We start from the raw sequence: 26,455 nt of genomic DNA on the forward strand, positions 1-26,455 counted from the left end.
TTCCTGCTGTTTAACGTTTATAGACGGACTGAAGTATTACCTCTGAGGAGGAGCTTAAACCTACGGCGCGTGCAGTGATGCGGTAGTAGCGTCGCTGCTCGACCGCCTTTCCCACCTCTTTACTGTCATCCGGCGCCGATGCCGCCAGCTCTTCGATGATGTAGGTGGCATAGGACGACAGCTGTCCAAAGCCTTTCTTGCTGCTGTCATCGATCTGTGAACGCATGGTGCGCACACTGGTGCCTAACGCAGCCCAATCATCCCAGTGCTGGGTGCCATCGGTTTTGGGGGTGTACAAGCCATCATTGCCGCTGAAGGCTGGCATGGTCACCACTGATTCGAGATAGGCTTCACCATCCAGCAGAGCAGCCTCTGCCGCTTCAAATGCCATCTGACGATCACGCAACTGCGCTGCCATCTTCTCTTCCAGCCCGGTGACTTCGATGCCTGCCATGCCGATCAGGGTCATGATCACCATAAAGATCATGGCAACGATCAGCACAGCCCCTTTTTGTCTCTTCATAGCCCTGCCTAGATCACCCGGTTACGCAGGGTGATAGTTGCCGTAAATACTTTGCGTAAGCGCCGGTCGCCTGCCGTTACCGACGCGCCGTTGTAACTGTAGGTTTGCGCACTGCTGACCACATTGTCTTCAATGCTGCGCATCAACAAGTTTATCCTTATCGCCACGATCTCGGTGAGATCGAGATCTTCAACGCCATCACCATTGGTATCGGCCGCAACATAATAATCCGCATCACCATCGTCATCGGTGTCCACACCGTAGGTGATCTGCAGATCCTCCACGCCTTCCACCAGCTCCTGCGCTTCAAAACCTGCCTCACCCGATTCCACCACAATGGTGGAGCGATATAGCGCGGGCGAGCCGAACGCATTGTCGTCGATGTAGTAGGTGTAGTTCTTAAACAGCTGCACCGTGGCGCCAGTTGGGAAAGTGTACGCGGTGCCCAATGTGGTTGAGCAGTCCACCGGCAGCCCCAGACCTTTTGTACAGTTGCCCGGTACGGCATTACCGGTGTTATGGTTTATCTGTTTGGTCTGGCTGTTGGTGTTTACGGTATTGCTCTGCTGAAACACTGCGGAGTGGGAGCAATCGGAGATCAGCAGTACCTGGCCTCTCTGATAATCATGGTTGGCGTAACAGTGGATGGTTGCAGATGCAGCTACGTGGCTTTCTACGGTACAACTGCCCTCGCCATCTGCAAATCTCACGCTAACGATGTCGGTGCCCGGTGTTGGCGTTGCGCCCGTTGGCAGTGGAATACTGGTACCACTGGCAACCACATAGTTATCCTCCATTGAAACTGGCTCAGACATATTAAACTGAGCGTATAGCGCATCACTGTTGCTGGTATCTCTGAGGGTGTTAGCGATGGTGGTATTAGCCGAGCAGCCCATATACCCCGCTTTGCGCAGGTCACGGGAAAGAAACTCAATAGCAAAGCGGGCATTTTCCTGCATCGATGCCAATGCACTTTGCATCGCATAGGCGCTGCGACTGCCCACAAACATCTGGATCACGGACGCTGTCAGGATGGTGCCGATCAACAGTGCCACCATCAGTTCAATCATCGACAGACCCTGCTGCCGCTTATGCATCCTGCATCTCCATTTCGTCATAAACTGAAACTCACTGCCAGTCGGGTAGAAACGGCATCACTGGCGCGTTCATCGTTCCACCATACGTACACCACCACCGGCAGATCGGTATCAGTGCTAGTGCCACAAGCCGGGGTCGTAATGTTACCGCCGGTACTGTCGTCGGTATCCGTATCACGACAAATCAAACCGCTGCCTGACGGCAGTTCTTCCGCCAGGCGCGCCTGCCAACGCGCGATATCGTGTGACGCCATCTCCGCATCGGTACAACCGGAGGTGGTTTCACAGCCTGTGGTCAACGAGCCGCTGCTGACAAAGTAGTTGCCGCTTTCCACTGCCGACACGTTGGCGCGCATCCGGTCGATAATGTCATACGCAAGAATCGTTGCCTGACTGCGCATGTACGCACTCTGGTTCTGCTTGAGCGAGGTTACCTGCAATCCGGCCATTCCCAACAGCCCCAGCGAAATAATAAACAGGGCGACCAGCACCTCGATCAGCGTGTATCCACGCTCATGACCCTGAGCCACACACCGAATCATCGCTACCTCCGTCCCAGGCCCGGATCCGTCCGAACTGGTTCACCTGCAGATAGCGTACATCCGTGTCGCTGTCCCCATCATCGGCAGAGAAACACACATCGCTGCCACCACTTAATAAACCCGAGCTTTCAAAGGTAATACTGCTGCCACTTAACGTGATCGCGGCTGCTGGCGGCTCCTCCACCCGCAGCGCCTCCGTACCCGCCACAACCACCCAGCCATTTGCCCAGCTGCTGCCACAGCTGTAGTTGGCCATATTTTCAGTGGTGTTGCGTGCGCACACCGTTACCTGCACATCCCTGCGAATCGCTTCCGAGCGGGCCATGGATACACTGGTGAGCAACCGGCCCTGGATTGAATCCATCCGGCTCTGCTGCACAAAGGGTCCAAAGTTCGGTGTTACCACTGTGGTCAGAATGACGATGACCGCCAGGACAATCATCAACTCTATCAGGGTAAAACCTGCGCTCGTTTTCATGGGTGCACAAAGCTCAAACTAATACTTTTTTCGTAGTCCCAGTCTAGACGCTCGATACCGCAACTGCCATAGCCTCAGGTAAAAAAGCACCACCATCTGCGTCCGATCAAAAAACGTTCAAACAAAAGTATGATCAAAACATCCGTTTTAGCGACTTTCTGGACTATACACCCAACTTACAGACATAAAAAAACCGGTGCAGATGCACCGGTTTCTCAATCGTGGTGGCCGAAGGATTACTCCGCGTCGGCAACATCCAGAATCGCCACCTCAAAATCCAGCTCATGACCGGCCAGCGGGTGGTTAAAGTCGATATGCACGGACTGCTCGTCAAAGCGATCCACCACACCCGGCAGCTCACCCTGATTTAGATCCTGGAAGGAGATCACCAGACCTTTCTCCAGCTGCATGTCCTGGAACTGGGTACGCGGGAAACGCTGCACATTGCTCGGGTTAGGCATGCCAAAGGCATTTTCCGGCAAGATGCGCAGGGACTCTTTCGCGCCCTCAGCCAGCCCCATCAACGCCTGCTCGAATCCTTCCGGCAGGTTGCCATCACCTACGGTAAAGGTTGCCGGATTGCCTTCAAAGTTGGAATCCACCACCTGACCGTCGTTGAGTTTGATCGCAAAGTGCAGGGTTACGGTTTTACCCGGGCCAATGATCTGTTCGCTCATGCTTCACCTTCAGTTTCGTTTTTTTCCCGGACCTTCCCTTCCAGAAACAGCATATCAATGATCAACAATGTCGCGCCGAGGGAGATCGCCACGTCCGCAAGATTGAAGACCGCAAAGTAATATTCGCCGTAGTGCAGGGAGATAAAGTCGATCACGTAACCGTGCACGACCCGGTCGTAGAGGTTGCCTAATGCACCACCCAGCACCAAGGCCTGGGCGATACCCACCCACCACTGCCAACGCGGCGTCCGCTTCATCCACACCAGCAGCACGGCACTGACCACCACGGCGATCAGCACAAACAACCAACGCTGCAAACCGCCCGCATCCGCCAGGAAGCTGAACGCCGCACCGGTGTTGTAGGAGAGACGCAGGTCAAAGACCGGCAGCACCTCCACCGGCACACCATATTTCAGCGAGCTGTTGGTAACGAATTTGGACCACAGGTCCACTGCCACCACTACGGCACTCAGCCATAGCCAGATCAGTGAACCTGTGCGGGATGTGGATGACATCAGTGACAATCCTTACGCGAAGCTGCGGCTTTCACCTTCGCCTGCCACGTTGTCTACGCAGCGGCCACACAGCTCTTCGTGCTCCGCATTGGCGCCCACGTCTTCACGGTGGTGCCAGCAACGGCCACACTTGGCATGTTCGGTTTTCGCAACACTCACCTGCAGACCTTCAAGGTCGGTTGCCTGCGCATCGGTCGCATCCGCTGCCGCAGCCACTGCCGCCTTGGAGGTAATCAGGACAAAGCGCAGTTCGTCACCCAGCTTGTCCAGCTGTGCTTTCAGCGCATCGTCGCAGTACAGAGTCACTTCCGCCTCCAGACTGGAACCGATCAAACCTTCGTTACGACGGGTCTCCAGCTCCTTGTTCACAGCGGCCTTAACCGCCATCACCTGATTCCAGAACTCAACACCCAGCGCTTCGCCTTCCGGTAACTCCGCCAGGTTTTCGTACCAGGTACCCAGCAGTACGGATTCGTCGTGCTCACCCGGGATCTGTTCCAGGATCTCGTCAGCGGTGAAGCTGAGGATCGGTGCGATCCAGCGGGTCAGCGCTTCTACGATGTGGTACAGCGCGGTCTGACAGGAGCGACGTGCTACACCGTCAGTTGCTGCGGTGTACTGACGGTCCTTGATGATATCCAGGTAGAAACCACCCATCTCCTGGGAACAGAAGATAGATACTTTCTGGTATACATTCAGGAACTCGTAGTTCTCGTAGTGGTTCAGCAGCTCTTTCTGCAGCTTCGCCGCACGGTCAACCGCCCAGCGATCCAGCGCCACCATGTTTTCCGGTGCCACCAGGTCGGTTTCCGGGTTGAATCCATTCAGGTTAGCTAGCAGGAAACGTGCGGTGTTACGGATACGACGGTAGGCATCCGCTGCGCGCTTCAGGATATCGTCGGAGCAGGTCATTTCGTTGCGGTAGTCGGTAGATGCCACCCACAGACGCAGGATATCTGCACCGTACTTGTTCATGACTTCTTGTGGCGCTACTACGTTACCGATCGACTTGGACATCTTACGGCCCTGACCGTCCACGGTGAAGCCGTGGGTCAGTACCTGCTTGTAAGGTGCCTGTCCGGTGATCGCCAGACCGGTTTTCAGGGAGGACTGGAACCAGCCACGGTGCTGGTCGGAACCTTCCAGGTACAGGTCCGCCGGGTAGCTATGGCCTTCGCGGCGACCCAGGACACCCTGGTGGGTTACACCGGAGTCGAACCATACGTCCAGGGTGTCGGTAACCTTGCTGTACTGCTCCGCTTCGTCACCCAGCAGTTCTTCCGCTTCCAGCTCGAACCAAGCTTCGATACCCTGCTCTTCCACTTTCAGCGCCACCTGCTCAATCAGCTCGGCGGTACGTGGGTGCAGTTCCTGGGTTTCACGATGTACAAACAGTGCGATCGGTACACCCCAGGTACGCTGACGGGAGATACACCAGTCTGGGCTCTGCTCCAGCATCGCTTCGATTCGGTTCTGACCCCACTCTGGCACCCAGCGCACGCCTTTAACGGCATCCAGGGTCTGCTGACGCAGGCCGTTGTCGTCCATCGCCACGAACCACTGTGGCGTCGCACGGAAGATCAGCGGAGTCTTATGACGCCAGCAGTGCGGGTAGCTGTGATGCAGCTTGTCGTGGTGCATCAGGGTACCGCGTTCCTGCAGTACTTCGATTACATTGTCGTTGGCCTTCATCACGTGCTGGCCTTCAAACAGTTCGGTGCCTTCCACGAAAACACCGTTGTCAGCAACCGGGTTCAGCACACCCAGGTTGTATTTCTGACCAACCTGGAAGTCTTCCTGACCGTGGCCCGGTGCGGTGTGTACGTTACCGGTACCTGCATCTGTGGTCACGTGATCACCCAGGATCACCGGCACCTGACGGTTGTAGAAACAGTGCTGCAGCTGCTGGTGTTCCAGGTTGCTGCCCGCGGTGCGACCTACAATCTCGAAGTTTTCCACGCCGTAGCGCTGCATCGCAGCGTTCACCAGCGCTTCAGCCAGTACAACCAGCTCGTCGCCCTGACCGTTGTCCAGCTTCACCAGTGCGTATTCCAGTTCCGGGTGCAGGGACACCGCCAGGTTCGCCGGCAGGGTCCATGGCGTGGTGGTCCAGATCACAACGGATACCGGCAGGCTGTTGTCGACCAGACCAAACTCCGCCGCCATCTCAGCCGCGTTGGCCGCCGGGAAGCGTACATCGATCGCCGGAGAGGTCTTGTCCTGGTATTCCACTTCCGCTTCTGCCAGTGCAGAGCCACAGTCCAGGCACCAGTGAACCGGCTTGAAACCTTTACGCAGGTGGCCGTTGTCCACGATCTTACCCAGAGAGCGAATGATGTCCGCTTCCATCTGGTAACTCATGGTCAGGTATGGGTTATCCCAGTCACCCTGTACACCCAGACGGATAAAGTCAGCTTTCTGACCTTCTACCTGCTTGGCAGCGTACTCGCGGCACTTTTTACGGAAATCCGCGTACGGGACTTTTACGCCCGCTTTGCCGTGTTTCTTCTCAACCTGGTGTTCGATCGGCAGGCCGTGACAGTCCCAACCTGGGATGTAAGGCGCGTCAAAGCCGGACAGGGTGCGGGATTTCACGATCATGTCTTTGATGATCTTGTTCACCGCGTGACCGATGTGGATGTTGCCGTTCGCGTATGGAGGGCCGTCGTGCAGAATGAAGCTCTTGCGACCTTTGCTGACTTCACGAATTTTCTGATACAGGCCCATTTTCTGCCAACGCTCCAACATCTTTGGTTCACGCTGGGCCAGGTTGCCTCGCATCGGGAATGCCGTATTCGGCAAGTTCAGTGTCGCTTTATAATCGGTCATGATTGTCGCTTCCGGATTGATGTTCAGGTGCTCTGCGCGAAGTAAGCGCGCACCTGATCGATATCTGCAAAGATCTGCTCTTTAAGCTGTTCCAGTCCATCGAACTTCTGTTCGGGACGGATAAATTCTAAAAACTCTACGCTCAGCAACTGGCCGTACAGGTGCCCTTTGAAGTCCAGCAAATGGGCTTCCAGCACCGGCTGTACGCCGTTGACGGTCGGTCGCATACCCACGTTGCAAACCGCATGTTCATAACTGCCATCGGGCATCGCCACGCGCACGGCGTAGACGCCACGCATCGGGCACGGGAAACGGTGCATACGGATATTGGCCGTTGGCACACCAAGCTGCCGCCCCAGTTTCTGACCATGCAGCACCCGCCCCGTCACCGTATAGCGACGGCCCAGCAGGCGCTCAGCCAGGGTAAAATCGTTCTGCTCCAGCGCTGCGCGGATACGGGTACTGGATACCCGGTCACCGTCCATCAGGAAGGTGGCGGTATTCACCACCGAGAATCCGTGACGGGCACCGCTCTCACACAGCATGTTGTAATCACCGGCCCGGTCGCAGCCGAAACGGAAATCGTCACCTACCACAAAGTGCTGTACCGCCAGCCCTTTCAGCAGCAGCTCATCAATAAACTCTTCCGCCGACATCGACTGCAGGCGTTTATTGAAGGTCAGGCACAGTACCCGATCGATGTTTTCCGCCTTCAGCAGACGTACTTTCTCATCAAAGCGGGTCAGGCGTGGTGGTGCTTTATCACCGGCGAAAAATTCACGCGGCTGAGGCTCGAAGGTGATCGCGACCGAGGGCAGGCCCAGTTCCGCAGCCTTGGCTTTAACCTGCTCCAACACCCGGCGATGCCCCAGATGAACACCATCGAAATTACCGATGGTGGCCACGCAGCCCCGGTGTTTATCACGCAGATTGTGTAATCCTCGAATGAGTTCCATCACTACAACAGCCAAGCCCCAAAAAACAAACGGCAAATTATAGCCTAATTGTGCGCCTGCGAGTACCTATCAGACCAAGGAATTACAAGCGCTACAGAGAGATCAACCGACATTTTTCAGATGCGCGGGACGCATCCCCATCAAGACCAGTGTCAACAGGTACACGCCAGCACCACCAAACACCAGAATCGCCATGTGCCAGGCACGGTCCAGAACACCCCATTGCAGCCACTGCTGCAGATCGCCCGCCAGCCAGATCAGCAACGCAGCCATCGCCGCATTGGCCATCAGCAAACGGAACAGCATGATATTCCAGCCCGGTTGCCACTGGAACACACCTGCCTGCAACAACCCACGCAGCAACAGGCCCGCGTTAAGGAACGCTGACAGCGAGGTCGCAGCCGCCAGACCCACGTGCTGCAGCGGGTAGATCAACATCAGGTTGAACACCATATTGGCCACCGCCGCCTGGATACCGATTTTCACCGGTGTTTTGGTGTCCTGGCGTGAGAAGTAACCGGTCGCCAGCACTTTGATCAGCATGAACGCCAGCACACCACAGGCATAGGCCTGTAAGCTCATCGACGCCATCGTCACGTCACGGTCGGTCAGCGCGCCGTAGTGGAACAGGGTCACGATCATCGGCCCGGCCAGAATAAACAGCGCCACCGCGGCCGGCAGACCGATCAGCAATACCATGCGGATCGCCCAGTCGAGCGTATGAGAGAAGTGCTCCGCCGATTTTTCTGCATGCTTACGGGACAAGCTCGGCAGAATCACCGTAGCTATGGCGATACCAAACACGCCCAGCGGCAGCTCAGCCAGACGGTCGGAGTAGTAGAGCCAGGACACACTGCCGGTCTGCAGGAACGATGCCAGCACCGTATCCAGCAGCAGGTTGATCTGGGTAACCGATACACCAAACAGCGCCGGCAGCATCAGCTTCAGAATCCGGCGCACCCCCTCATCGGTACGATCAACAACCGGACAGGGCAACAGACGCAAGCGCATCAGGAACGGCAACTGGAATACCAGCTGCACCACACCGGCAATCATCACCCCCCAGGCCAGCGCCAGGATCGGTGGATCAAACAGTGGCGAAAGGAAGATCGCCGAACTGATCAGGGTAACGTTGAGCAGCACTGGAGTAAACGCGGGCACTGCAAAACGCTCGTAACTGTTGAGGATCGCCCCGGCAAAAGCGGTCAGCGAGATCAACAACAGGTATGGGAAAGTGATGCGCAGCATCTCGGCGGCCAGATCAAACTTTTCACCCCCGGCCATATAAAATCCAGGCGCAAACAGTGCGGTCAGCAGTGGCGCCCCCAACATAGCAATGACCGTTACGGTGATCAGGGTCGCACCCAGTGTACCCGCCACCCGGTCAACCAGCCCTTTCACCGCGGCATAATCCCGCTGGCTACGATATTCGGACAATACCGGCACAAAGGCCTGTGAAAACGCCCCTTCGGCAAACAGACGACGTAGAAAGTTAGGAATTTTGAAGGCCACAAAAAAAGCATCAGCACTGCCGGATGCGCCAAAATAATTGGCCACCACCACATCGCGCACCAACCCCAGAATTCGGGACAGCATCGTCATGATACCCACCACACCACTGGAGCGCAGCAAACTGGATGACTTCACCTTTTTTGTATCCGCAGACGCCGGCTTTTCCTTCTGTTCGTCCAAGTATCTTTCCTCAGCGGGCTTAACTGCGGCAATAATACCCCCACCCCCTGAAAAATGCTCATCCTTTTATTGACACTGTCCTTACAAATGTGAATAATCTCGCCTCTCAATTTTTGGCGCCTGCATCTCGGGTGCCGAGTTGTATTTTTAACCAGATAACGTTTAAGGAGTCGGACTGTGGCAAATTCCGCAGGATCTCGTAAACGCGCTCGCCAGGCGGAAAAGCGTCGCCAGCACAACGCTAGCCTGCGCTCCATGGTGCGTACCTACATCAAGAAAGTTGTTGCTGCTATCGATGCAGGCGACCAGGCAGCTGCTAACGAAGCACTGAAAACTGCTCGCCCAATCATGGACAGCTCTGTGAACAAAGGCATCTTCAGCAAAGCTAAGATCGCCCGCACTAAGAGCCGCCTGAACGCGCGCATCAAAGCACTGGCTTAATTGCCCAATGCTTTCTTAAAAAAACCGGCCTTTGCCGGTTTTTTTGTGCCTGTTTTTTGCCTGCACACCTCTCTGCCGACCTTCACCACCCGGCACATCAATCCATCCAGTTCTTTTGCAGCTCCTTCGCCAATTCTGACAGCCAACTGTCAGATCTGACCTACACCTGCGTTTATTAAAACACTACAACTTGCCGCAGGCCCCGCAAAACCTGGTGATATATCAATATTCGATTAAGGCATAAATCCTGCATTAATCCTCCTTTTATCCATAAACCACACAGGAGGAAACCTTATGACCCTAAACCGACGCACCTTTCTGATGGGCGGAGCCGCCCTGGGCGCCGCGTCTCTGGCCGGGTTTGCTCAGTGGGAGATGAGCAAACAGGACACCAATGCACGCATCCTCATCGCCGGTGGCGGCGCAGCCGGTATCAGCATCGCCAACAGACTGCAGCACCATCTGAACGGCGCCCGCATCACAGTGGTCGATGCCCGCCCCTACCACTGGTACCAACCAGGGCAGACCCTGCTGCTGGCTGGCGCCTATAAAACCCTGGACGACGTCGTCTCCGACAATAGCAGCTACCTGAGCGGCGACACCCGCTGGATTCAGGATGAGATTGCCGAGTTCCAGCCCGACAACAACCGCGCCCTGACCAAATCCAGTGAAACACTGGAGTACGATTACCTGATCGTTGCCACCGGCCTGGAGCTGCGCTACGACCTGATCGAAGGTATGGACACCGGCGCGATCGGCGACAACGGTGTCACCAGCATCTACTACAGCCCACAAGCCGGTATAGCCAGCCACAAGCAGGCACTGGCGTTTGCCCAATCCGGTGGTGGAAAAGCGGTTTTCACCCGTCCTCATGGCGCCATGAAATGTGCCGGCGCACCGATGAAAGCCACCAATCTGGTTGAATACTTCACCCAACAGAGCGGCCAACGCGACAACTTCCAGTTCGACTACTTCACCGCCGAGACTTTCCTGTTCTCCGTAAAGGCCTTTAATAACCGCCTGGACGGCATCTGGCAGGAGCGGGAGATCACCCCACACTACAGCCATACCATCAAGGCGATCGATACCGACAAGCGGGAAGTATTCTTTGCCAAAGCCGATGGCAGCACTCACAAGGAGGACTACGACTTTATCCACGTGGTGCCGCCAATGTCCGCCGTACCGGTTGTACACAACTCCGAACTGGCCGACCAGGGTACGTACAAGGGCTACGTCGAAGTGGATAAACACACCATGCAACACACCCGCTACCCGAACGTGTTTGGCCTCGGCGACACCGTTGGCACACCGATTGGCAAAACCGCCGCCTCCGTCAAATCCCAGCTACCGGTGGTTGCTGAAAACATCACCGCGCTGATTGCCGGTAAAACACCACAGGCCAAGTGGAACGGCTACACCTCCTGCCCGATGATCCTGGATACCAGCCACGCCATGCTGTGGGAGTTCGACTACGGCATGAAGCCGATGACCGCGTTGCCGCTGCAGGTGGTAGACCCACTGGAGAAAAGCAAGGTCGCCTGGGTGATGGAAAAGTCCCTGATCCGCCCGGTTTATGACGTGATGCTGGAAGGTTTCACCCCGGTATAACCCCAGCTCCAACCGCATAACAATCGGCTGCGACCCGTGGCCATGCAGCCGATTGTCATTTCTTGTGTTAAAAATGACACAACCCCACCTCCTAAACACCAGCCTTTAACCCGAACCTCACCGCCAGCCCGCATATTCCTTGACCTGCAGCAACGACAGGTAGGTTGGCACACCCTGTGCAAATAGTCGCTTACTCATTCAATGAACGACTACAAGGATCAGCACTATGGTCTCTGAAACCGTTGTAGAGTTGTCGCGCTGGCAGTTTGCCCTGACGGCGCTCTACCACTTCCTGTTTGTCCCGCTCACCCTGGGGCTCTCCTTTATGTTGGCCATCATGGAATCGGTATACGTGATGACCAACAAACAGGTGTACAAAGACATGACCCGCTTCTGGGGCAAGCTCTTTGGCATCAACTTCGCGCTGGGCGTAACCACCGGCCTCACCATGGAGTTCCAGTTCGGCACCAACTGGGCCTACTACTCCCATTACGTCGGTGACATTTTTGGCGCACCGCTGGCCATCGAAGGCCTGATGGCGTTTTTCCTGGAATCCACCTTTATCGGCCTCTTCTTCTTCGGCTGGGACCGTCTGAGCAAAGTCCAACACCTGAGTGTGACCTGGCTGGTTGCGATCGGCTCCAACTTCTCCGCGCTATGGATCCTGATCGCCAACGGCTGGATGCAGAACCCGGTTGGCGCCTACTTCAACTTTGAAACCATGCGTATGGAGATGGACAGCTTCGCCGAGGTGATCTTTAATCCGGTAGCGCAGGTGAAATTTGTCCACACCGTGTCCGCCGGTTACGTCACCGGTGCGATGTTTGTTCTGTCCATCAGCGCCTACTACATGCTACGCGGCCGCAACATCGGTTTCGCCCGCCGCTCCTTTGCGATCGCCTCCGCCTTTGGCTTGGCATCCGTGATGTCCGTGATCATCCTCGGCGACGAAAGTGGCTATGAGGTCGGTGACGTGCAGAAAGTGAAACTGGCCGCAATCGAAGCGGAATGGGAAACCCATCCGGCGCCCGCACCGTTCACCCTGGTTGGCCTGCCCAACCAAGAGGAACAAACCACCGACTACGCAGTGCGTATACCTTACCTGCTGGGCCTGATCGCCACCCGCTCCGTAAACGAAGAGGTTATCGGCATCAAGGATCTGATTCCGCAGGCGGTGGAACGCATCCGCAAAGGCATGGTGGCGTACGACCTGCTGCAGAAACTGCGTAACGGCGAAGACACCCCAGCCAACCGCGCAGCCTTCAGCGAAGTCAGCGACGACCTGGGTTACGGCCTGTTGCTCAAGCGCTACACCAATGATGTAGTGGACGCGACCGACGAGCAGATCAGCGCCGCCGCACACGACACCATTCCGCAAGTGGCGCCGATGTTCTGGACCTTCCGCTTTATGGTTGCCTCCGGTGTCATCATGCTGTTCACCTTTGGCGCCGCATTCTATTACACCGCACGCCGCCGCGAACACGAAACCCGCTGGCTGCTGAAGCTGGCGTTGTTCTGCCTGCCACTGCCGTGGCTGGCCTGTGAGCTGGGCTGGTTTGTTGCCGAGTTCGGCCGCCAACCCTGGGCAATCGGTGAGATCCTGCCCACCTACGTGGCGACCTCCAGCCTCACCGAAACCGACCTGTGGCTGAGCATCTTTGGCTTTATCGGCCTCTACAGTGTCTTCCTGGTGATCGAGATGTTCCTGATGATCAAGTACGTCCGCAAAGGCCCGGCAGCCCTGGAAACCGGCCGCTACGACAACGAAACCCCGCAGGATAAAAACACCCCACTGCCACAGGGAGAACTGCAGCATGTTTGATTACGAAACACTTCGCCTGATCTGGTGGCTGCTGGTTGGCGTGCTGCTGATCGGTTTCGCCATCACCGATGGTTTTGATATGGGGGCTGCGATCCTGCTGCCCCTGGTCGGCAAAACCGACACCGAACGCCGCGTAGTGATCAACACCCTCGGTCCGCACTGGGACGGGAACCAAGTCTGGTTTATTACCGCCGGTGGCGCCATCTTTGCGGCATGGCCGCTGGTGTACGCCACCGCCTTCTCCGGCTTTTACTGGGCGATGCTACTGGTACTGTTTGCCCTGTTCTTCCGTCCGGTGGGTTTTGAGTACCGCAGCAAAATGCCCAGCACCCGCTGGCGCAACAACTGGGACCTGGGCCTCTGCTTTGGTTCCTTCGTACCCGCGCTGGTGTTTGGTGTCGCCTTCGGCAACCTGTTCCTCGGCGTACCCTTCCAGTTCGACGAGCTCACCCGCCCAACCTACACCGGTTCGTTCTGGGCGCTGCTCAATCCGTTTGCCCTGATCTGCGGCCTGACCTCTGTGGCAATGCTGGCCCTGCAGGGCGCGATCTGGTTGCAGATGCGTGCGGGCGGCGCCGTAACGGCGCGCGCACAGACCTATGCCACCCTGCTCGGTCCTGCTGTGAGCGGCCTACTGGTGATCGCGGGTATCTGGCTGATACTGGGTATCGAAGGCTACGAGATCAGCAGCGCGGTGAGCGGTGATGCGGCCTCCAACCCGCTGAGCAAATCCGTGGTTCGCAGCGACAGCTGGTTTGGCAACTTTGCCCGCTACCCACTGCTCTGGTTACTGCCGGTCAGTGCTGTACTGCTGCCCTTCCTGGCCAGCCGCTTGGCAGCAGCCAACAAAGGTGGATTCGCCTTCCTGTTCAGCTCACTGAGCATCAGCGCGATCATCCTGCTGGCAGGCACCACGCTATTCCCATTTGTAATGCCGTCATCCAGCGATCTGGCAAGCAGCCTCACGCTGTGGGATGCCACCTCCAGCCAGCTGACCCTGGAAATCATGCTCTGGGTTGCAGTGTTCTTCGTCCCGATCATTCTCGGCTACACCACCTGGAGCTACTACAAGATGTGGCGCCGGATCGAACCGGAGTTTATCGAACAGAACAGCGTTTCCAATTACTGATCAGGAGAGAAATCGATGTGGTACTTTGCCTGGATTCTGGGTGTGCTGCTGGCCTGCAGCTTCGGCATCATCAACGCCATGTGGCTGGAGAACCAGCTTGAAGACAAGCACAGCCATGACTACGACTCCGGCCCCAAAGCCGGTAACCGGAAGCAGGTTTGAACCTGCCCCACGTTCAACCGGACGCCTGTGAATCAGGCGTCCTCACCCTGCTCCAGCTTGCGGTACAAGGTACGCAAACTGCAGCCGGCAATCTCTGCCACCTGGGTTTTGTCGCTGTAGGTGGCCAACAGTTGCTGCAGGTACGCCTGCTCCACCTGTTCCAGGGAGGCTTTCTCCCGGGCCAGGCTTGTCAGGTTCTTCCCGTCCCTGCTCGGCAGTGGCTGCAGCGGCAGCAGGTTGAGACTGCGCTGGATCACATCGGCACCGATCTCGTCATCGGCGCGCAGCACCACAGCCCGCTCGAGGATATTTTTCAGCTCGCGGATATTGCCCTTAAAGGGATAGGTCGCCAGCAGCTGCAACGCCTCATCGGTCAGGCGCAACGGCGCCTGGTCGTCGATCCGCAGCAGGATGCTTTCCACCAGCAGCGGCAGATCCTCCTTGCGCTCCTCCAACCCCGGCAGCTGGATCGGGAAGGTGCTGATTCGGTGGAACAGATCCTCACGAAACTCACCTTTTTCCACCATCGCCAACAGGTTCTTGTGGGTGGCGCATACGAGGCGGAAATCCGCTGCCATCGGTTTGCTCTCACCCACCGGACGAAAGGTCTTGGTTTCGATCAGGCGCAACAGCTTCACCTGCTGCGCCAATGGCACGTCGCCCACTTCATCCAGAAACAGCGTGCCGCCTTCGGCGGACTGCACCAGACCGGTCCGGTTATGGGTCGCACCGGTGAAAGCACCTTTAATGTGACCAAACAGTTCGCTCTCAAACAGGGAGTCGCTCAGACCGGAGCATTCCACGGTGACAAAGGGTTTACGCACTCGAGGGCTGGCCGCGTGGATCGCTTGGGCCGCCAACTCTTTACCGGCACCGGAAGGGCCCACCAGCAACACATTGGTGCTAGTTTCACCGACCCGCTGGATCAGTTCCACCAGCTCGTTAAAGCGCGGACTGCGCCCAATCATCTTGTTGGCAATGGGTTCGGCGCTGACTTCGCGGACCTGTTTCATCACCTCGATAAAGTAGGGCCGCTCTTCTTCATCGGTGATCGGAATGGTTTCGATCACCATATGCTCTTTGCCCTGCGGGGTGTTGTGGATATGCAACACACTGGCGCGCTTGTCGCTATCACGGGCCTCCTGCATCGGGCAGGTCTCCCCCTCCAGATCACAGGGGCGCTGATACCCGTGCGACAGGTAGTAGCACTTCTCGGATGCTGCACTGCTCAAACCACCAAAGCGGTAGTCGTAGCGGCTGTTGGTCGCCACCACGTTGTAATCCGCATCGATCAGTACGGCTGGATCCTGATAGCTATCCAGCACATTGGTCATGGTGTTCAACCAACCCGCTTCGGTCATGTCTTCTGCACTCCAACACCCGCCCCCGCCAGGGGTTTTGTCAAACTTGTCACAATACTGCCAATGATGACCAATAAATCAGCCTTACGCCACAGGGGATCCGTGGCATGAAACAAACGACAACCACACTTTTCACCGCTCCGGACAGCAAAACCCTGCTGCGCCTCTGCAACCAACTTGCCGCACCGGAGTACCGCTGGCTGACGTTACTGGGTGCCCTGCAGACCCTCAACACCATCGCATTTGCCGCACTGATCGCCTGGCTGATCAACGATACGGTTTATCTAGGTCACCACAACTGGCAGCAATCACCTTTCTGGCTGGCCCTGGGTGCGGTTCTGAGCCTGCAAGCACTTCTCCCGCTTGTACGCGGACGTATTGGCGATCGCGCCAGCATCAAGATCCGCCGCGCGCTGCGCGAACAGATCCTGCAACACTGCCGCCAACTGGGTATCCAGCTTCAACCGGAGTTCAGCGCCAGCGAGCTCAGCACGCTGCTCAGCCGGGAGATCGACAGCCTGCGCGGCTACTTCGCCGAGTTTCAACCACAGCAACGTCTGGCGATGCTCTCCCCGATTCTTATCATCGTCGCAACCAGCTTCGTTAACTGGCTGGTACCGCTGATGCTTGCACTCACCGCCCCACTTATTCCACTTTTTATGATCATCGTGGGCCACAAAGCCGCCGATGCGAGCCGCCAGAACCTGCAACAACTCAACCGTTTGGGTTCACTTCTTGCGGACCGCCTGAAGGGACTGGAAACCCTGCAACAGGCCGATACCATCCAGACCGAACAGGAGCAGCTGTTCCAACAGTCCGACCAATACCGCCGCGCCACCATGAAAGTCCTGCGCCTGGCGTTTCTTTCAGGCACCCTGCTGGAGTTCTTCAGCGCTATCAGCGTGGCGCTGGTTGCGGTGTATCTGGGCCTGTTCTTTCTCGGTAAATACGATCTGGGCAGCTGGCAGGCACTCACACTGGCGCACGGGATCTTCCTGCTGATGTTGGCACCGGAGTTCTACCTGCCCCTGCGTCGCCTCGGTGCGCTGTATCACACCAAGGCGGATGCAACGAGCGTCGCCGAGCACCTGCTTAAACTGTTCCAGCTCACACCGGTACAGCCCCATACAAACACACGCCATACGCTGAACGGCAGCGAACCGATCAGCCGCCTGGAGTTAAACGACCTGCAATGCGGCTACCACAATACAGCGGTCGGCACACCGGTCAGCCTGCAGCTTACCCCCGGCGAACGCGCACTGCTCTGCGGCCCCTCCGGTATCGGCAAAAGCACCCTGCTGGACACTGTCGTCGGTCTGCTACCCGCACTACACGGCGAGATCATCTGCAACGGCAAACCCATTTGCAGCTTCCATAACACCGAGTGGCAGCGTCGTATCGGCTATATGACCCAACAACCGGAACTGCTCTACGCCAGCATCCGCGACAACCTCTGCCTGGGACACCCGTTCAGCGACGAACAGCTTTTTGATGCCCTGCACTCTGCGCAGGTTGATGAGGTTGTGCAGGCCCTGCCGGGCGGACTGGATTACACGATCAGCGACAATGGCGGTTACCTGTCCGGCGGCCAGGCACAACGCATCGCCCTGGCCCGCGTCTTCCTGCACCAACCGGACCTGCTCCTGCTGGATGAAGCCACCGCCAGCCTCGACGATGCGACCGCGGACGCCTTTATGCAGGGACTGGAACGCTACTGCCAACAGGGAGGCATGGTCCTGATGGTCAGCCATCGCCAGCAGGACCGGGCGCTGTTCGACCAAATCATTGAACTCGCGCCTCCTCCAGCCAAATCCAAAACACCCCTTCAGGAGACCGCCACATGCTGATACGTCGTTATTTCCAGCTGTTGCGGCAGCAGCGCAGCATGATGCTATGCGGTATTGCGCTGGCGGTCATCACCGCGTTGGCTGGTATCGCCCTGCTCGCAGTTTCCGGCTGGTTTATCAGTGCCACCGCGCTGGCCGGACTTACCGTCGCTGGTGCCCATGGCTTTAACTACTTTGCCCCGGGCGCCGTGGTGCGTGGTCTCTCGATCACCCGCACCGCAGGCCGTTACGGCGAGCGCCTGACCACCCACGAAGCCACCCTCAGGGTGATCGCACGCCTGCGCGCCGAACTGTTTGGCCAGATCGCCAACCACAGCTGGCAGAAACAGCAACTCAACAGCCACAAAGCCAGCAGCCAGTTGCTGGGTGATATCGAACACGCCGAAGGGTTATACCTCAACGCGCTGGTACCCGCTCTGGTCAGCCTCATCAGTGCCCTGGCATACCTGCTTTGTATCGGACTATTTCTACCCGAGCTGCTGCGCTGGATCGCCATGCCCTTTGCCGCATCACTGTTGCTGGTCCCCTACCTGCACTGGCGCACAGTGAGCGCCATGCAAGACCAGCTACATCAGGAGCGCAACCAGCAGTGGAGCGACACCAGCTCCCTGTTCAGCAACCTACGCACCCTGACATTGTTTCAGCGCTTATCCACAGCCGGCGCCCAACTGCAAGAGAGCGCCAGCACAGCAGATAACACCGAGCAGCAAACCAGTCGCGGTCAGCAGCGGCTCACCGCTTGCCATCAACTGCTATTGGGTCTGATTACACTGCTGACCCTGTGGCAGGGATTGGTCGCCCTGCAGCTGGACACCCTCGCCGGCGCCGAGCTGTTTATGCTGCTCCTACTGACCCTGGGCACTCAGGAGGTGATTGCCGCCAATGCCGGTGCCCTGAGCCAGTTTGGGCTGGGCTACCGGGCTTTGAAACGGATCGAACAGCAATGCACTCAGTCACAACCCGACGACCAACGCCAGCATTCGAAGAGCGATCAAGCCCTCATCGGGATCAGTGATCTGACATTCAGTTATCCACAAGCAACAACACCTGTGTTCAAGCACCTGGATCTTTCACTGCATTCAGCGCACTGGCACTGGCTGACGGCTGCCAGCGGCTGCGGCAAGACCACCCTGCTGCAGCTGATCGCTGGTCGGCTGCAACCAAAGGAAGGGAATATTCGTATTAGGGGACCACAAGGACTCAGCGAGGATATCGGTCTGATGCCGCAACGGATTGGCATCTTGCGCGGCAGCCTGCGCTACAACCTCTGCCTCAACCACAGCTATACAGACACCCAATTGATGCAGGCCCTGCAGATGGTGGAGCTGGACAACTGGTGCGCGAGCCTACCGGAGGGATTGGACAGCTGGCTGGGACAGGGGGAGCTGATGCCGTCGGGCGGTGAGATCAAACGCCTGGGGCTGGCACGGCTGATCCTGCAGGACCGGCCTATCCTGCTATTGGATGAACCGACCGCAGGCATCGACCAGCAACGCGCTGCACGTATATTCAAGCGGCTACGCCCCCACTGGCAGGACAAGCTGGTATTGATCAGCAGCCACGATCGCAGCCTGATCACACCCGCTGATATGGAGATTGAACTCTGACAGCTCGCCCCCCCAAAAAAAACAAAACGGAGCCATCAGGCTCCGTTTTCAGTGTGATCTGTTATCCGACACTCAGGTCGGATTAGCGCGGCTGCTCAGCGCAAGATTGTCGCGATGCACCAGTTCCGCTTCACCGACAAAACCCAGAATGGTCTCGATCTGTGAGCTCGGTTTACCGATAATCTTACGCGCCGCTTCGATACCGTAGTTCACCAGACCGCGCGCCACGATATAGTCGTTTTCATCGACCATCAGCACCATCTCACCACGGGAGAAGTTACCTTTCACGCTCTTCACACCGGCCGGTAGCAAACTCTTACCGCCGGTGGTCAGCGCTTTCACCGCACCCGCATCCAGCACCAGGGTGCCTTTTGCCTGCAGGTGACCGGCGATCCACTGCTTACGCGCCGCTTCCGGTTGCTGATCAGGTACCAGCAGGGTACCGATGCTCTCACCGGTACGCAGGCGGGTCAGCACATTGTCTTCACGCCCACTCGCAATCACGGTCACCGCACCGGAACGCGCCGCCAGCTTGGCTGCGCGTACCTTGGTCGCCATACCACCACGACCCAGCTTACCGCCACCGCCAGCCATCGCATCCAGCGCCGGATCACCCGCACGCCCTTCGGAAACGAATTCGGCGTCCGGGTTCTTACGTGGATCTTCCTTATACAGGCCACGCTGGTCGGTCAGGATCACCAGACCATCCGCTTCCACCAGGTTCGCAACCAGCGCACCCAGAGTATCGTTATCACCAAAGCGGATCTCGTTGGTGACTACGGTGTCGTTCTCGTTCACCACCGGCACAACACCCAGCTCCAGCAAGCTGCGCAGGGTCGCACGGGCGTTCAGGTAACGCTTGCGGTCCGAGTGGTCTTCGTGGGTCAGCAGGATCTGCGCTGTGTGCATATCATGACGCTGGAAGTTGGTCTCGTAAGCCTGTACCAGCCCCATCTGACCCACGGCCGCCGCGGCCTGCAGTTTAAACACCTCATGGGGTCGCTCAGTCCAGCCAAGACGCGTCATACCTTCAGCAATAGAACCTGAAGATACCAGTACGATTTCCATACCCTGCGCACGCAGAGCCGCCAGCTGCTCAACCCAGTGGGCGATAGCTGCATGATCCAGCCCCTGACCATCATTGGTCAGCAGGGCACTCCCGATCTTTACGACCCAGCGCTTTCCTTTGACTAACTGTTGGCGTTCAGATGTCACGAAATTACCTCAATCCTATTCACGCACCCATTCGACTTCGACATCGTAATCATCATCGTCGAAGTCATCATCCAGCTCATCGGCTGCTTTTGCATTGTTTCTACGGGACAGGCGCAGCTCTTCGATACGGGCGCGTGCTTCCACATCGATCTGCTCGCGAATTGCGTGTTCCTGCTCCAGAATGCTTGGATCTTCCTCGATCGCATAAATACGATCATCCAGGAAAGTTTGAATCTCTTTTACCAGCGCACCAGTACCGTCACTGCTGATAGCGGAGATACGGTACACCGGACCTTCCCAGTTCAGCGCATCGATCACTGACTGGCAACGCTCTTCGCGCTCCTCTTCCGGCACCATGTCCAGCTTGTTCAGTACCAGCCAGCGTGGCTGCTCAGACAGCGTACCCGAGAATTTCTCCAGTTCACTGACAGCAACAGACGCCGCTTCTGCCGGCGTAACTTCATCCCACGGCGCCATATCCACGATGTGTAACAGCAGGCGGTTACGTGCCAGGTGTTTCAGGAAGCGGATACCCAGACCAGCACCTTCTGCCGCACCTTCGATGATGCCTGGAATATCAGCGATCACGAAGCTACGGTGCTTCTCAGTACGTACCACACCCAGGTTTGGCACCAGGGTGGTAAACGGGTAGTTGGCCACTTTTGGCTTTGCCGCAGATACTGCACGGATAAAAGTGGATTTACCGGCATTTGGCAGACCCAGCAGACCCACATCCGCCAGCACCTTCAGTTCCAACTTCAGGTTGCGGGTTTCACCCAGCGAACCCTTAGTGGTCTGACGTGGCGCACGGTTCACACTGCTCTTGAAGCGGGTGTTACCCAGGCCATGGAAACCACCCTGGGCGATTTTCTCACGTTGGCCGATCTCAGTCAGGTCGATCAGCACCTCGTCAGTGTCGGTATCGATAATGGTGGTACCCACCGGCACTTCCAGCACCAGATCTTCACCTTTGGCACCGGTACAATCGCGGCCCATACCATTCTGGCCGTTTTCCGCTTTAAAGCGACGGGTAAAACGGTAGTCCACCAGGGTATTCAGGGATTCGCTGGCTTCGAAATAGATCGAGCCACCGTCACCACCATCGCCGCCATCCGGACCGCCTTTCGGGATATACTTCTCGCGCCGAAAGCTCATACAGCCATTGCCTCCCTTGCCGGCTTCTACCGTAATCATCACTTCATCGACAAACTTCATCTGCTTCCCCCGAAAGGTTTTGCCCTTGTCTGGTTAAGACAACAGAGCGATTTAAAATGCACAAACAAAAAAGCTCCGCCTGTGCGGAGCTTTTTGCAAGGAAAAGACCTTATTAGGCAGGTACAACAGTGATGTACTTACGCTTCTGAGGGCCTTTTACTTCAAACTTCACTACGCCGTCTGCAGTTGCAAACAGAGTGTGATCTTTACCGCAACCTACGTTTGGACCAGCGTGGAATTTAGTACCGCGCTGACGAACCAGGATGTTGCCTGCGGTCACAACCTGACCACCGAAACGCTTGACACCAAGGCGTTTCGATTCGGAGTCGCGACCGTTGCGAGTAGAACCCGCGGCCTTCTTATGAGCCATTCTCTAATCTCCGCTCGATTGATTAGGCGTTGATGCCAGTAATTTTAACTTCAGTGTACCACTGACGGTGGCCCTGACGTTTCATGTGGTGCTTACGACGCTTGAATTTCAGAATCTGAACTTTCTTACCGCGACCGTGCTCAACAACCTCAGCTGTTACCTTAGCACCTTCAACAACTGGTGCACCGACTTTGATGTCGTCACCGTTGCCAACCAGCAATACGCGATCGAACTCAACGTTCGCGCCCTGCTCAGCTGCCAGCTTTTCCAGTTTCAGGGTTTGACCTTCCTGAACTCGGTACTGCTTGCCGCCGCTTACGATTACTGCGTACATGATTTTCTCCGTATATTTAGCCCATCCGGCTACTGGAAAACGACCTACTTCTAATGGCCAACCCATATGGTAGGGAGCTTAATTTGGATGAACTAGGGCGCGCGATTATATAGGAGTTTGTGCAATTGAGCAACTCTTGACCGGTTTCCTTGACAGTCACCCTGACTGTCCCTAGCATGCGCCCATACTCTATATATGTATATATATCCGCCATGCAGCCACATCAGCTAAATCCTCAGATCGAACCGCAGTTTGAAGCCGTCAACGATTACATCATTAATCACCTCGGCTCTAATGTTCCTCTTGTCGAAAAAATCGGCCACTACATCGTCGAGAGTGGCGGCAAACGTCTGCGCCCGCTGCTGGTACTACTCAGTGCAAACGCCTGTGGTTATAACGGTGACAAGCACGTCCCACTGGCGGCGATTATCGAGTTTATCCACACCGCGACCCTGCTCCATGACGACGTTGTGGACAATTCCGAGCTGCGTCGCGGCAAAGACACCGCCAACGCTAAATGGGGCAACGCACCTAGCGTACTAGTTGGCGACTTCCTCTACTCCCGTGCTTTCCAGGTTATGGTTGAGATCGGCAGCATGGATATCATGCAGGTGATCTCCAACGCCACCAACGTCATTGCCGAAGGCGAAGTTCTGCAACTGCTCAACGCCAAAAACCCGGACACCACCGAGGATGCCTACATGCAGGTCATCCTGGGTAAGACCGCGATGCTGTTTGAAGCAGCTACCGAATCCGGTGCAATCCTAACCGACTGCACCGCAGAAGAACGTGAAGCCCTACGCCTCTACGGCCGCCATCTGGGTATCGCCTTCCAGCTGATCGACGACGTGATGGATTACCTCTCCACCGCGGAAGAGATGGGTAAAAACGTGGGCGACGATCTGGCTGAGGGTAAACCAACCCTGCCACTGATCCACGCCATGCGCGAAGGCAACGACGAGGAACGCCAGCTGATCCGCCAGGCGATCCGCAAAGGCGGCCTGGACGATCTGGAACCAATCATGGAGATCGTACGCAACACTGGCGCGATCACCTACACCCAACAGCGCGCCCAGGATGAAGCGGACAAAGCAATTGCCGCGCTGGACGTACTGGCCGACAGCTCCTTCAAAGAGACCCTGAAGCAGCTGGCCGATATCGCTGTTAAGCGTAACGCTTAAGCCGCAATCTCTCATGCACCGGATCGTTGGTCCGGTGCACTCTCACCTCTGCAACACTGATCCTTATTTATCGACCAACAGGTAAGCCACATCCTTACCCTTAGGCCCGTCTTCGGTTTCGCTCAGACGACTGATCTCAAAGCGTTCGCCGTACAGATCACGCACCTCTGATTCCGCAATGGCAAACGGTGGCCCCTGCTCCCCTTCAAACTCCATGGTGATCAGCAGCATCGGCACCCCGGCCGGTAATTGTTCACACAGCATCTGTGCATACGCCCTGCGCATCTCCGGTGGCAAGGCCACCAAGGCGGCTCGATCATACACGGCACCGACCCCATCGAAGCGTGTCGCATCCAGTGCAAACATATCCCCACACAGCAGCTCGATTCCGTCGCAACGGTATGCCTGATACGACGCACTTCCAGCAACCGCAGCCTCAGCACCATTTTCAGCAAAAAATGCTTCACAGGCGCCCTGGTTCAGCTCTACACCCACAACGGAGTGCTCCTGCTCCCGTAACCACAGCATATCGCGACTCTTACCGCACAACGGCACCAGCACCTTCGTGTCGGCAGCCAGATTCAGTGCCGACCAGTGCCTTTGCAGCTGCGCGTTGATCTCCTGCTGATGAAAGCCAATGCGCCCCTCTTCCCAACGCGCATGCCAAAAAGCGTGCTCCATAACGACCCCTAAGCCCTAAGTTTTAAACTTTTTACGGATTTTAACTGACACAGGCCGTGCCACGCAGGACCCAAATCGGTATAATCACGCGATATTTTAAGAAAAATTTGGGTAAACAGTTTCCAATGACAAGACCTTCCTCTTTTAATCGCGATGAGCTGCTGTCTTGCGGCCACGGCGAAATGTTTGGCCCGGGTAACGCCCGCCTGCCGATCGGCAACATGCTGATGATGGATCGTATCCTGACGATCACCGAAGACGGTGGTGAATTCGGCAAAGGCGAAATCATTGCCGAGCTGGATATCAACCCTGACCTGTGGTTCTTCGCATGTCACTTTGAGGAAGATCCTGTAATGCCAGGCTGTCTGGGCCTGGACGCTATGTGGCAGCTGGTAGGCTTCTACCTGGGCTGGCGCGGAAACAAAGGCCGCGGTCGCGCTCTGGGTGCCGGTGAAGTTAAATTCTTCGGCCAGGTCCTGCCTACTGCCAAGAAAGTTACCTACCACATTCAGCTGAAGCGTGTTATCGAGCGCAAGCTGGTAATGGGCATCGCAGACGCTTCCATGTCTGTAGACGGCCGAGAAATCTACACCGCAAAAGATCTGCGTGTTGGTCTGTTCACTTCGACTGACGACTTCTGATCATTTCAGCGGTCATACTTACAAGGCCGCTGAAACCCTCTACTTCGAAAATCCTCATCCTCAACGAGTAGCCAAGCGGCATGGATTATCGGAGAATAGTGGGTCATTTGCTGTATAAATACAACCGAGTGGAATAAGAGAGGCATCACATGCGACGGGTCGTAGTTACCGGTATGGGGATCGTGTCCTGCCTGGGCACAGATAAGGAGTCTGTCCTGGAGTCACTGCAGCAGGGGCGCTCCGGCATCAAATTCCAGGAAGATTACAAAGAACGCGGTTTCCGCAGCCATGTAGCGGGCAGCATCGACATCGACTTCTCCGAGAAGATCGATCGCAAACTGCTGCGCTTCATGGGTGATGCCGCGGCATACACTTACATCGCCATGAACGAGGCGATTGCAGATTCTGGCCTGGAAGAAGACCAGGTATCCAACGAACGCACCGGCCTGATCGTAGGTTCCGGCGGCGCATCTGCAGCCAACATCGTTGAAAGCGCTGACATCACTCGCGAGAAAGGCGTTAAGCGCGTAGGCCCTTACCGTGTAACCCGTACCATGGGTTCTACCGTTTCCGCATGTCTGGCAACCCCTTTCAAGATCAAGGGTGTTAACTACTCCATCACCTCCGCATGTGCGACCAGCGCACACTGTATCGGTAACGCGATGGAGCAGATCCAGCTGGGCAAACAGGACGTAGTGTTTGCCGGTGGCGGTGAAGAACTGCACTGGGCTCAGACCGCTATGTTTGACGCGATGGGCGCACTGTCCAGCAAGTACAACGAAACTCCAGAGCAAGCATCCCGCGCATACGACGCAAACCGTGACGGTTTCGTTATCGCAGGCGGCGCTGGCGTACTGGTAATCGAAGAGCTGGAACACGCGAAAGCACGTGGCGCGAAGATCTACGCTGAGCTGGTTGGCTATGGCGCAACTTCCGATGGCTACGACATGGTTGCCCCTTCCGGCGAAGGCGCTGTTCGCTGCATGAAGCAGGCGATGGCAACCGTTGACGGTCCTATCGACTACATCAACGCTCACGGCACCTCTACACCTGCTGGCGACATGCAGGAACTGAAGGCGATGAAAGAGACCTTCGGCGACGAGATGCCGCCAGTAAGCTCCACCAAGTCCCTGTCCGGTCACTCTCTGGGTGCTGCAGGCGTACAGGAAGCCGTATACTGCCTGCTGATGCAGCAGAACGACTTCATCTGCGCATCTGCAAACGTAGAAGAGCTGGATCCGGAAGCGGAAGGCCTGCCGGTTGTAACCGAGCGTCGCGACGGCGTGAACCTGGAGCGCGTAATGTCCAACAGCTTCGGCTTCGGCGGCACCAACTCCACACTGGTGTTCGAGAAGTTCAACGGCTAATCGATGACCTGATTTCAGGTCGCGATAAAAAAACCGCCTTCGGGCGGTTTTTTTACATTCAACCTAGAGAGCAGATAGTTATTTTAGATCATCATTAGATGGTCTATTTTTTTGTCTTGATTAGATTAACATCTACACCTATAGTTAGATAAAATAAGTCGGAAT

Annotated in this window: 25 protein-coding genes; 10 read left to right on the plus strand and 15 right to left on the minus strand. The window is 56.6% G+C overall.

The window, feature by feature from the left end; all coding sequences use genetic code 11:
- Positions 1-10: 10 nt before the first annotated feature.
- The 9 genes from ACEQ15_RS16370 to murJ form a co-directional block, all read right to left on the minus strand.
- Entirely contained in the window at positions 11-523 is a 513-nt protein-coding gene (locus tag ACEQ15_RS16370) for a PilX N-terminal domain-containing pilus assembly protein (protein ID WP_370280314.1), read from the minus strand.
- Positions 524-531: 8 nt separating this feature from the next.
- Positions 532-1,620 carry a PilW family protein gene (locus tag ACEQ15_RS16375; RefSeq protein WP_370280315.1) on the minus strand — a complete coding sequence of 363 codons (1,089 nt, stop codon included), beginning with the start codon at positions 1,618-1,620 and terminating at the stop codon, positions 532-534.
- A 17-nt stretch (positions 1,621-1,637) separates the two neighbouring features.
- The gene (pilV, locus tag ACEQ15_RS16380) at positions 1,638-2,162 is read right to left on the minus strand and encodes a type IV pilus modification protein PilV (protein WP_370280316.1); all 525 of its coding nucleotides are present in this window, start codon (positions 2,160-2,162) and stop codon (positions 1,638-1,640) included.
- A complete protein-coding gene (locus ACEQ15_RS16385) occupies positions 2,134-2,640 on the minus strand; it encodes a GspH/FimT family pseudopilin (RefSeq protein ID WP_370280317.1) in 507 nt (168 codons plus the stop codon). The genes pilV and ACEQ15_RS16385 overlap by 29 nt, the downstream gene beginning before the upstream one ends.
- A gap of 236 nt (positions 2,641-2,876) precedes the next feature.
- Positions 2,877-3,317, minus strand: a complete 441-nt coding sequence (locus ACEQ15_RS16390) for a peptidylprolyl isomerase (RefSeq protein WP_370280318.1) — start codon at positions 3,315-3,317, stop codon at positions 2,877-2,879.
- Complete coding sequence (gene lspA, locus ACEQ15_RS16395) at positions 3,314-3,832, minus strand: signal peptidase II (RefSeq protein ID WP_370280319.1); 519 nt, start codon at positions 3,830-3,832, stop codon at positions 3,314-3,316. The genes ACEQ15_RS16390 and lspA overlap by 4 nt, the downstream gene beginning before the upstream one ends.
- A 12-nt stretch (positions 3,833-3,844) precedes the next feature.
- The gene (gene ileS / locus ACEQ15_RS16400; protein ID WP_370280320.1) at positions 3,845-6,661 is read right to left on the minus strand and encodes an isoleucine--tRNA ligase; all 2,817 of its coding nucleotides are present in this window, start codon (positions 6,659-6,661) and stop codon (positions 3,845-3,847) included.
- Positions 6,662-6,684: 23 nt separating this feature from the next.
- Complete coding sequence (gene ribF, locus ACEQ15_RS16405) at positions 6,685-7,617, minus strand: bifunctional riboflavin kinase/FAD synthetase (RefSeq protein WP_370280321.1); 933 nt, start codon at positions 7,615-7,617, stop codon at positions 6,685-6,687.
- A gap of 102 nt (positions 7,618-7,719) precedes the next feature.
- Positions 7,720-9,309: a murein biosynthesis integral membrane protein MurJ gene (gene murJ, locus ACEQ15_RS16410; RefSeq protein WP_370280322.1), complete on the minus strand. Its 1,590-nt coding sequence runs from the start codon at positions 9,307-9,309 to the stop codon at positions 7,720-7,722.
- A gap of 177 nt (positions 9,310-9,486) precedes the next feature.
- On the opposite strand from murJ, the gene rpsT reads away from it, so the two are divergent.
- The 5 genes from rpsT (at position 9,487) to cydX (ending at position 14,471) form a co-directional block, all read left to right on the plus strand.
- Positions 9,487-9,750: a 30S ribosomal protein S20 gene (rpsT, locus tag ACEQ15_RS16415; protein ID WP_282353594.1), complete on the plus strand. Its 264-nt coding sequence runs from the start codon at positions 9,487-9,489 to the stop codon at positions 9,748-9,750.
- Between the two features lie 294 nt (positions 9,751-10,044).
- Positions 10,045-11,358 carry an NAD(P)/FAD-dependent oxidoreductase gene (locus tag ACEQ15_RS16420; RefSeq protein ID WP_370280323.1) on the plus strand — a complete coding sequence of 438 codons (1,314 nt, stop codon included), beginning with the start codon at positions 10,045-10,047 and terminating at the stop codon, positions 11,356-11,358.
- A 226-nt stretch (positions 11,359-11,584) separates the two neighbouring features.
- The gene (locus tag ACEQ15_RS16425) at positions 11,585-13,180 is read left to right on the plus strand and encodes a cytochrome ubiquinol oxidase subunit I (protein ID WP_370280324.1); all 1,596 of its coding nucleotides are present in this window, start codon (positions 11,585-11,587) and stop codon (positions 13,178-13,180) included.
- Complete coding sequence (cydB, locus tag ACEQ15_RS16430) at positions 13,173-14,309, plus strand: cytochrome d ubiquinol oxidase subunit II (RefSeq protein ID WP_370280325.1); 1,137 nt, start codon at positions 13,173-13,175, stop codon at positions 14,307-14,309. Before ACEQ15_RS16425 ends, cydB begins: the two co-directional genes overlap by 8 nt.
- A gap of 15 nt (positions 14,310-14,324) precedes the next feature.
- Positions 14,325-14,471, plus strand: coding sequence for a cytochrome bd-I oxidase subunit CydX (gene cydX, locus ACEQ15_RS16435; RefSeq protein WP_370280326.1), 147 nt, complete (start codon positions 14,325-14,327; stop codon positions 14,469-14,471).
- A gap of 32 nt (positions 14,472-14,503) precedes the next feature.
- Here cydX and ACEQ15_RS16440 read toward each other — a convergent pair whose 3' ends face one another.
- A complete protein-coding gene (locus ACEQ15_RS16440; RefSeq protein WP_370280327.1) occupies positions 14,504-15,832 on the minus strand; it encodes a sigma-54 interaction domain-containing protein in 1,329 nt (442 codons plus the stop codon).
- Positions 15,833-15,939: 107 nt separating this feature from the next.
- Between ACEQ15_RS16440 and cydD the strand changes: the two genes are divergently transcribed.
- Together cydD and ACEQ15_RS16450 are read left to right on the plus strand one after the other, a co-directional pair.
- Entirely contained in the window at positions 15,940-17,679 is a 1,740-nt protein-coding gene (cydD, locus tag ACEQ15_RS16445; protein WP_370280328.1) for a thiol reductant ABC exporter subunit CydD, read from the plus strand.
- Positions 17,673-19,286 carry an amino acid ABC transporter ATP-binding/permease protein gene (locus ACEQ15_RS16450; RefSeq protein ID WP_370280329.1) on the plus strand — a complete coding sequence of 538 codons (1,614 nt, stop codon included), beginning with the start codon at positions 17,673-17,675 and terminating at the stop codon, positions 19,284-19,286. The genes cydD and ACEQ15_RS16450 overlap by 7 nt, the downstream gene beginning before the upstream one ends.
- 72 nt (positions 19,287-19,358) lie before the next feature.
- Here ACEQ15_RS16450 and proB read toward each other — a convergent pair whose 3' ends face one another.
- The 4 genes from proB to rplU all read right to left on the minus strand — a co-directional run bounded on the left by proB (position 19,359) and on the right by rplU (position 22,420).
- Positions 19,359-20,501, minus strand: coding sequence for a glutamate 5-kinase (gene proB, locus ACEQ15_RS16455; protein WP_370280330.1), 1,143 nt, complete (start codon positions 20,499-20,501; stop codon positions 19,359-19,361).
- Between the two features lie 15 nt (positions 20,502-20,516).
- On the minus strand, positions 20,517-21,716 hold the full coding sequence (gene cgtA / locus ACEQ15_RS16460; RefSeq protein WP_370280331.1) for an Obg family GTPase CgtA: 1,200 nt from the start codon (positions 21,714-21,716) through the stop codon (positions 20,517-20,519).
- 112 nt (positions 21,717-21,828) lie between these two features.
- Positions 21,829-22,086: a 50S ribosomal protein L27 gene (gene rpmA, locus ACEQ15_RS16465; RefSeq protein ID WP_282353588.1), complete on the minus strand. Its 258-nt coding sequence runs from the start codon at positions 22,084-22,086 to the stop codon at positions 21,829-21,831.
- Between the two features lie 22 nt (positions 22,087-22,108).
- Positions 22,109-22,420: a 50S ribosomal protein L21 gene (gene rplU / locus ACEQ15_RS16470; protein WP_282353585.1), complete on the minus strand. Its 312-nt coding sequence runs from the start codon at positions 22,418-22,420 to the stop codon at positions 22,109-22,111.
- Between the two features lie 212 nt (positions 22,421-22,632).
- Between rplU and ispB the strand changes: the two genes are divergently transcribed.
- Complete coding sequence (gene ispB, locus ACEQ15_RS16475) at positions 22,633-23,601, plus strand: octaprenyl diphosphate synthase (protein WP_370280332.1); 969 nt, start codon at positions 22,633-22,635, stop codon at positions 23,599-23,601.
- Positions 23,602-23,664: 63 nt separating this feature from the next.
- On the opposite strand, the gene ACEQ15_RS16480 is transcribed toward ispB, so the two are convergent.
- A complete protein-coding gene (locus ACEQ15_RS16480) occupies positions 23,665-24,282 on the minus strand; it encodes a thiopurine S-methyltransferase (RefSeq protein WP_370280333.1) in 618 nt (205 codons plus the stop codon).
- Positions 24,283-24,407: 125 nt separating this feature from the next.
- Between ACEQ15_RS16480 and fabA the strand changes: the two genes are divergently transcribed.
- Positions 24,408-24,923, plus strand: a complete 516-nt coding sequence (gene fabA / locus ACEQ15_RS16485; RefSeq protein WP_370280334.1) for a bifunctional 3-hydroxydecanoyl-ACP dehydratase/trans-2-decenoyl-ACP isomerase — start codon at positions 24,408-24,410, stop codon at positions 24,921-24,923.
- A gap of 149 nt (positions 24,924-25,072) precedes the next feature.
- Positions 25,073-26,290 carry a beta-ketoacyl-ACP synthase I gene (gene fabB / locus ACEQ15_RS16490; protein WP_370280335.1) on the plus strand — a complete coding sequence of 406 codons (1,218 nt, stop codon included), beginning with the start codon at positions 25,073-25,075 and terminating at the stop codon, positions 26,288-26,290.
- Positions 26,291-26,455 lie beyond the last annotated feature (165 nt).

Origin of the sequence: Pontibacterium sp., assembly GCF_964228735.1 — a bacterium.
Classification (GTDB): Bacteria; Pseudomonadota; Gammaproteobacteria; order Pseudomonadales; family Balneatricaceae; genus Pontibacterium.

Excerpts from the sequence above, each read along its gene's own strand:
- rpmA (WP_282353588.1), bottom strand. The coding sequence starts at position 22,086 with ATGGCTCATAAGAAGGCCGCGGGTTCTACTCGCAACGGTCGCGACTCC.
- ACEQ15_RS16375 (WP_370280315.1), bottom strand. The coding sequence starts at position 1,620 with ATGCATAAGCGGCAGCAGGGTCTGTCGATGATTGAACTGATGGTGGCA.
- ACEQ15_RS16385 (WP_370280317.1), bottom strand. The coding sequence starts at position 2,640 with ATGAAAACGAGCGCAGGTTTTACCCTGATAGAGTTGATGATTGTCCTG.
- lspA (WP_370280319.1), bottom strand. The coding sequence starts at position 3,832 with ATGTCATCCACATCCCGCACAGGTTCACTGATCTGGCTATGGCTGAGT.
- ACEQ15_RS16480 (WP_370280333.1), bottom strand. The coding sequence starts at position 24,282 with ATGGAGCACGCTTTTTGGCATGCGCGTTGGGAAGAGGGGCGCATTGGC.
- pilV (WP_370280316.1), bottom strand. The coding sequence starts at position 2,162 with ATGATTCGGTGTGTGGCTCAGGGTCATGAGCGTGGATACACGCTGATC.
- fabB (WP_370280335.1), top strand. The coding sequence starts at position 25,073 with ATGCGACGGGTCGTAGTTACCGGTATGGGGATCGTGTCCTGCCTGGGC.
- ACEQ15_RS16450 (WP_370280329.1), top strand. The coding sequence starts at position 17,673 with ATGCTGATACGTCGTTATTTCCAGCTGTTGCGGCAGCAGCGCAGCATG.
- cydB (WP_370280325.1), top strand. The coding sequence starts at position 13,173 with ATGTTTGATTACGAAACACTTCGCCTGATCTGGTGGCTGCTGGTTGGC.
- ACEQ15_RS16390 (WP_370280318.1), bottom strand. The coding sequence starts at position 3,317 with ATGAGCGAACAGATCATTGGCCCGGGTAAAACCGTAACCCTGCACTTT.
- ribF (WP_370280321.1), bottom strand. The coding sequence starts at position 7,617 with ATGGAACTCATTCGAGGATTACACAATCTGCGTGATAAACACCGGGGC.
- ACEQ15_RS16425 (WP_370280324.1), top strand. The coding sequence starts at position 11,585 with ATGGTCTCTGAAACCGTTGTAGAGTTGTCGCGCTGGCAGTTTGCCCTG.
- ispB (WP_370280332.1), top strand. The coding sequence starts at position 22,633 with ATGCAGCCACATCAGCTAAATCCTCAGATCGAACCGCAGTTTGAAGCC.
- fabA (WP_370280334.1), top strand. The coding sequence starts at position 24,408 with ATGACAAGACCTTCCTCTTTTAATCGCGATGAGCTGCTGTCTTGCGGC.
- rplU (WP_282353585.1), bottom strand. The coding sequence starts at position 22,420 with ATGTACGCAGTAATCGTAAGCGGCGGCAAGCAGTACCGAGTTCAGGAA.
- ACEQ15_RS16370 (WP_370280314.1), bottom strand. The coding sequence starts at position 523 with ATGAAGAGACAAAAAGGGGCTGTGCTGATCGTTGCCATGATCTTTATG.
- cydX (WP_370280326.1), top strand. The coding sequence starts at position 14,325 with ATGTGGTACTTTGCCTGGATTCTGGGTGTGCTGCTGGCCTGCAGCTTC.
- ACEQ15_RS16440 (WP_370280327.1), bottom strand. The coding sequence starts at position 15,832 with ATGACCGAAGCGGGTTGGTTGAACACCATGACCAATGTGCTGGATAGC.
- cydD (WP_370280328.1), top strand. The coding sequence starts at position 15,940 with ATGAAACAAACGACAACCACACTTTTCACCGCTCCGGACAGCAAAACC.
- ACEQ15_RS16420 (WP_370280323.1), top strand. The coding sequence starts at position 10,045 with ATGACCCTAAACCGACGCACCTTTCTGATGGGCGGAGCCGCCCTGGGC.
- ileS (WP_370280320.1), bottom strand. The coding sequence starts at position 6,661 with ATGACCGATTATAAAGCGACACTGAACTTGCCGAATACGGCATTCCCG.
- cgtA (WP_370280331.1), bottom strand. The coding sequence starts at position 21,716 with ATGAAGTTTGTCGATGAAGTGATGATTACGGTAGAAGCCGGCAAGGGA.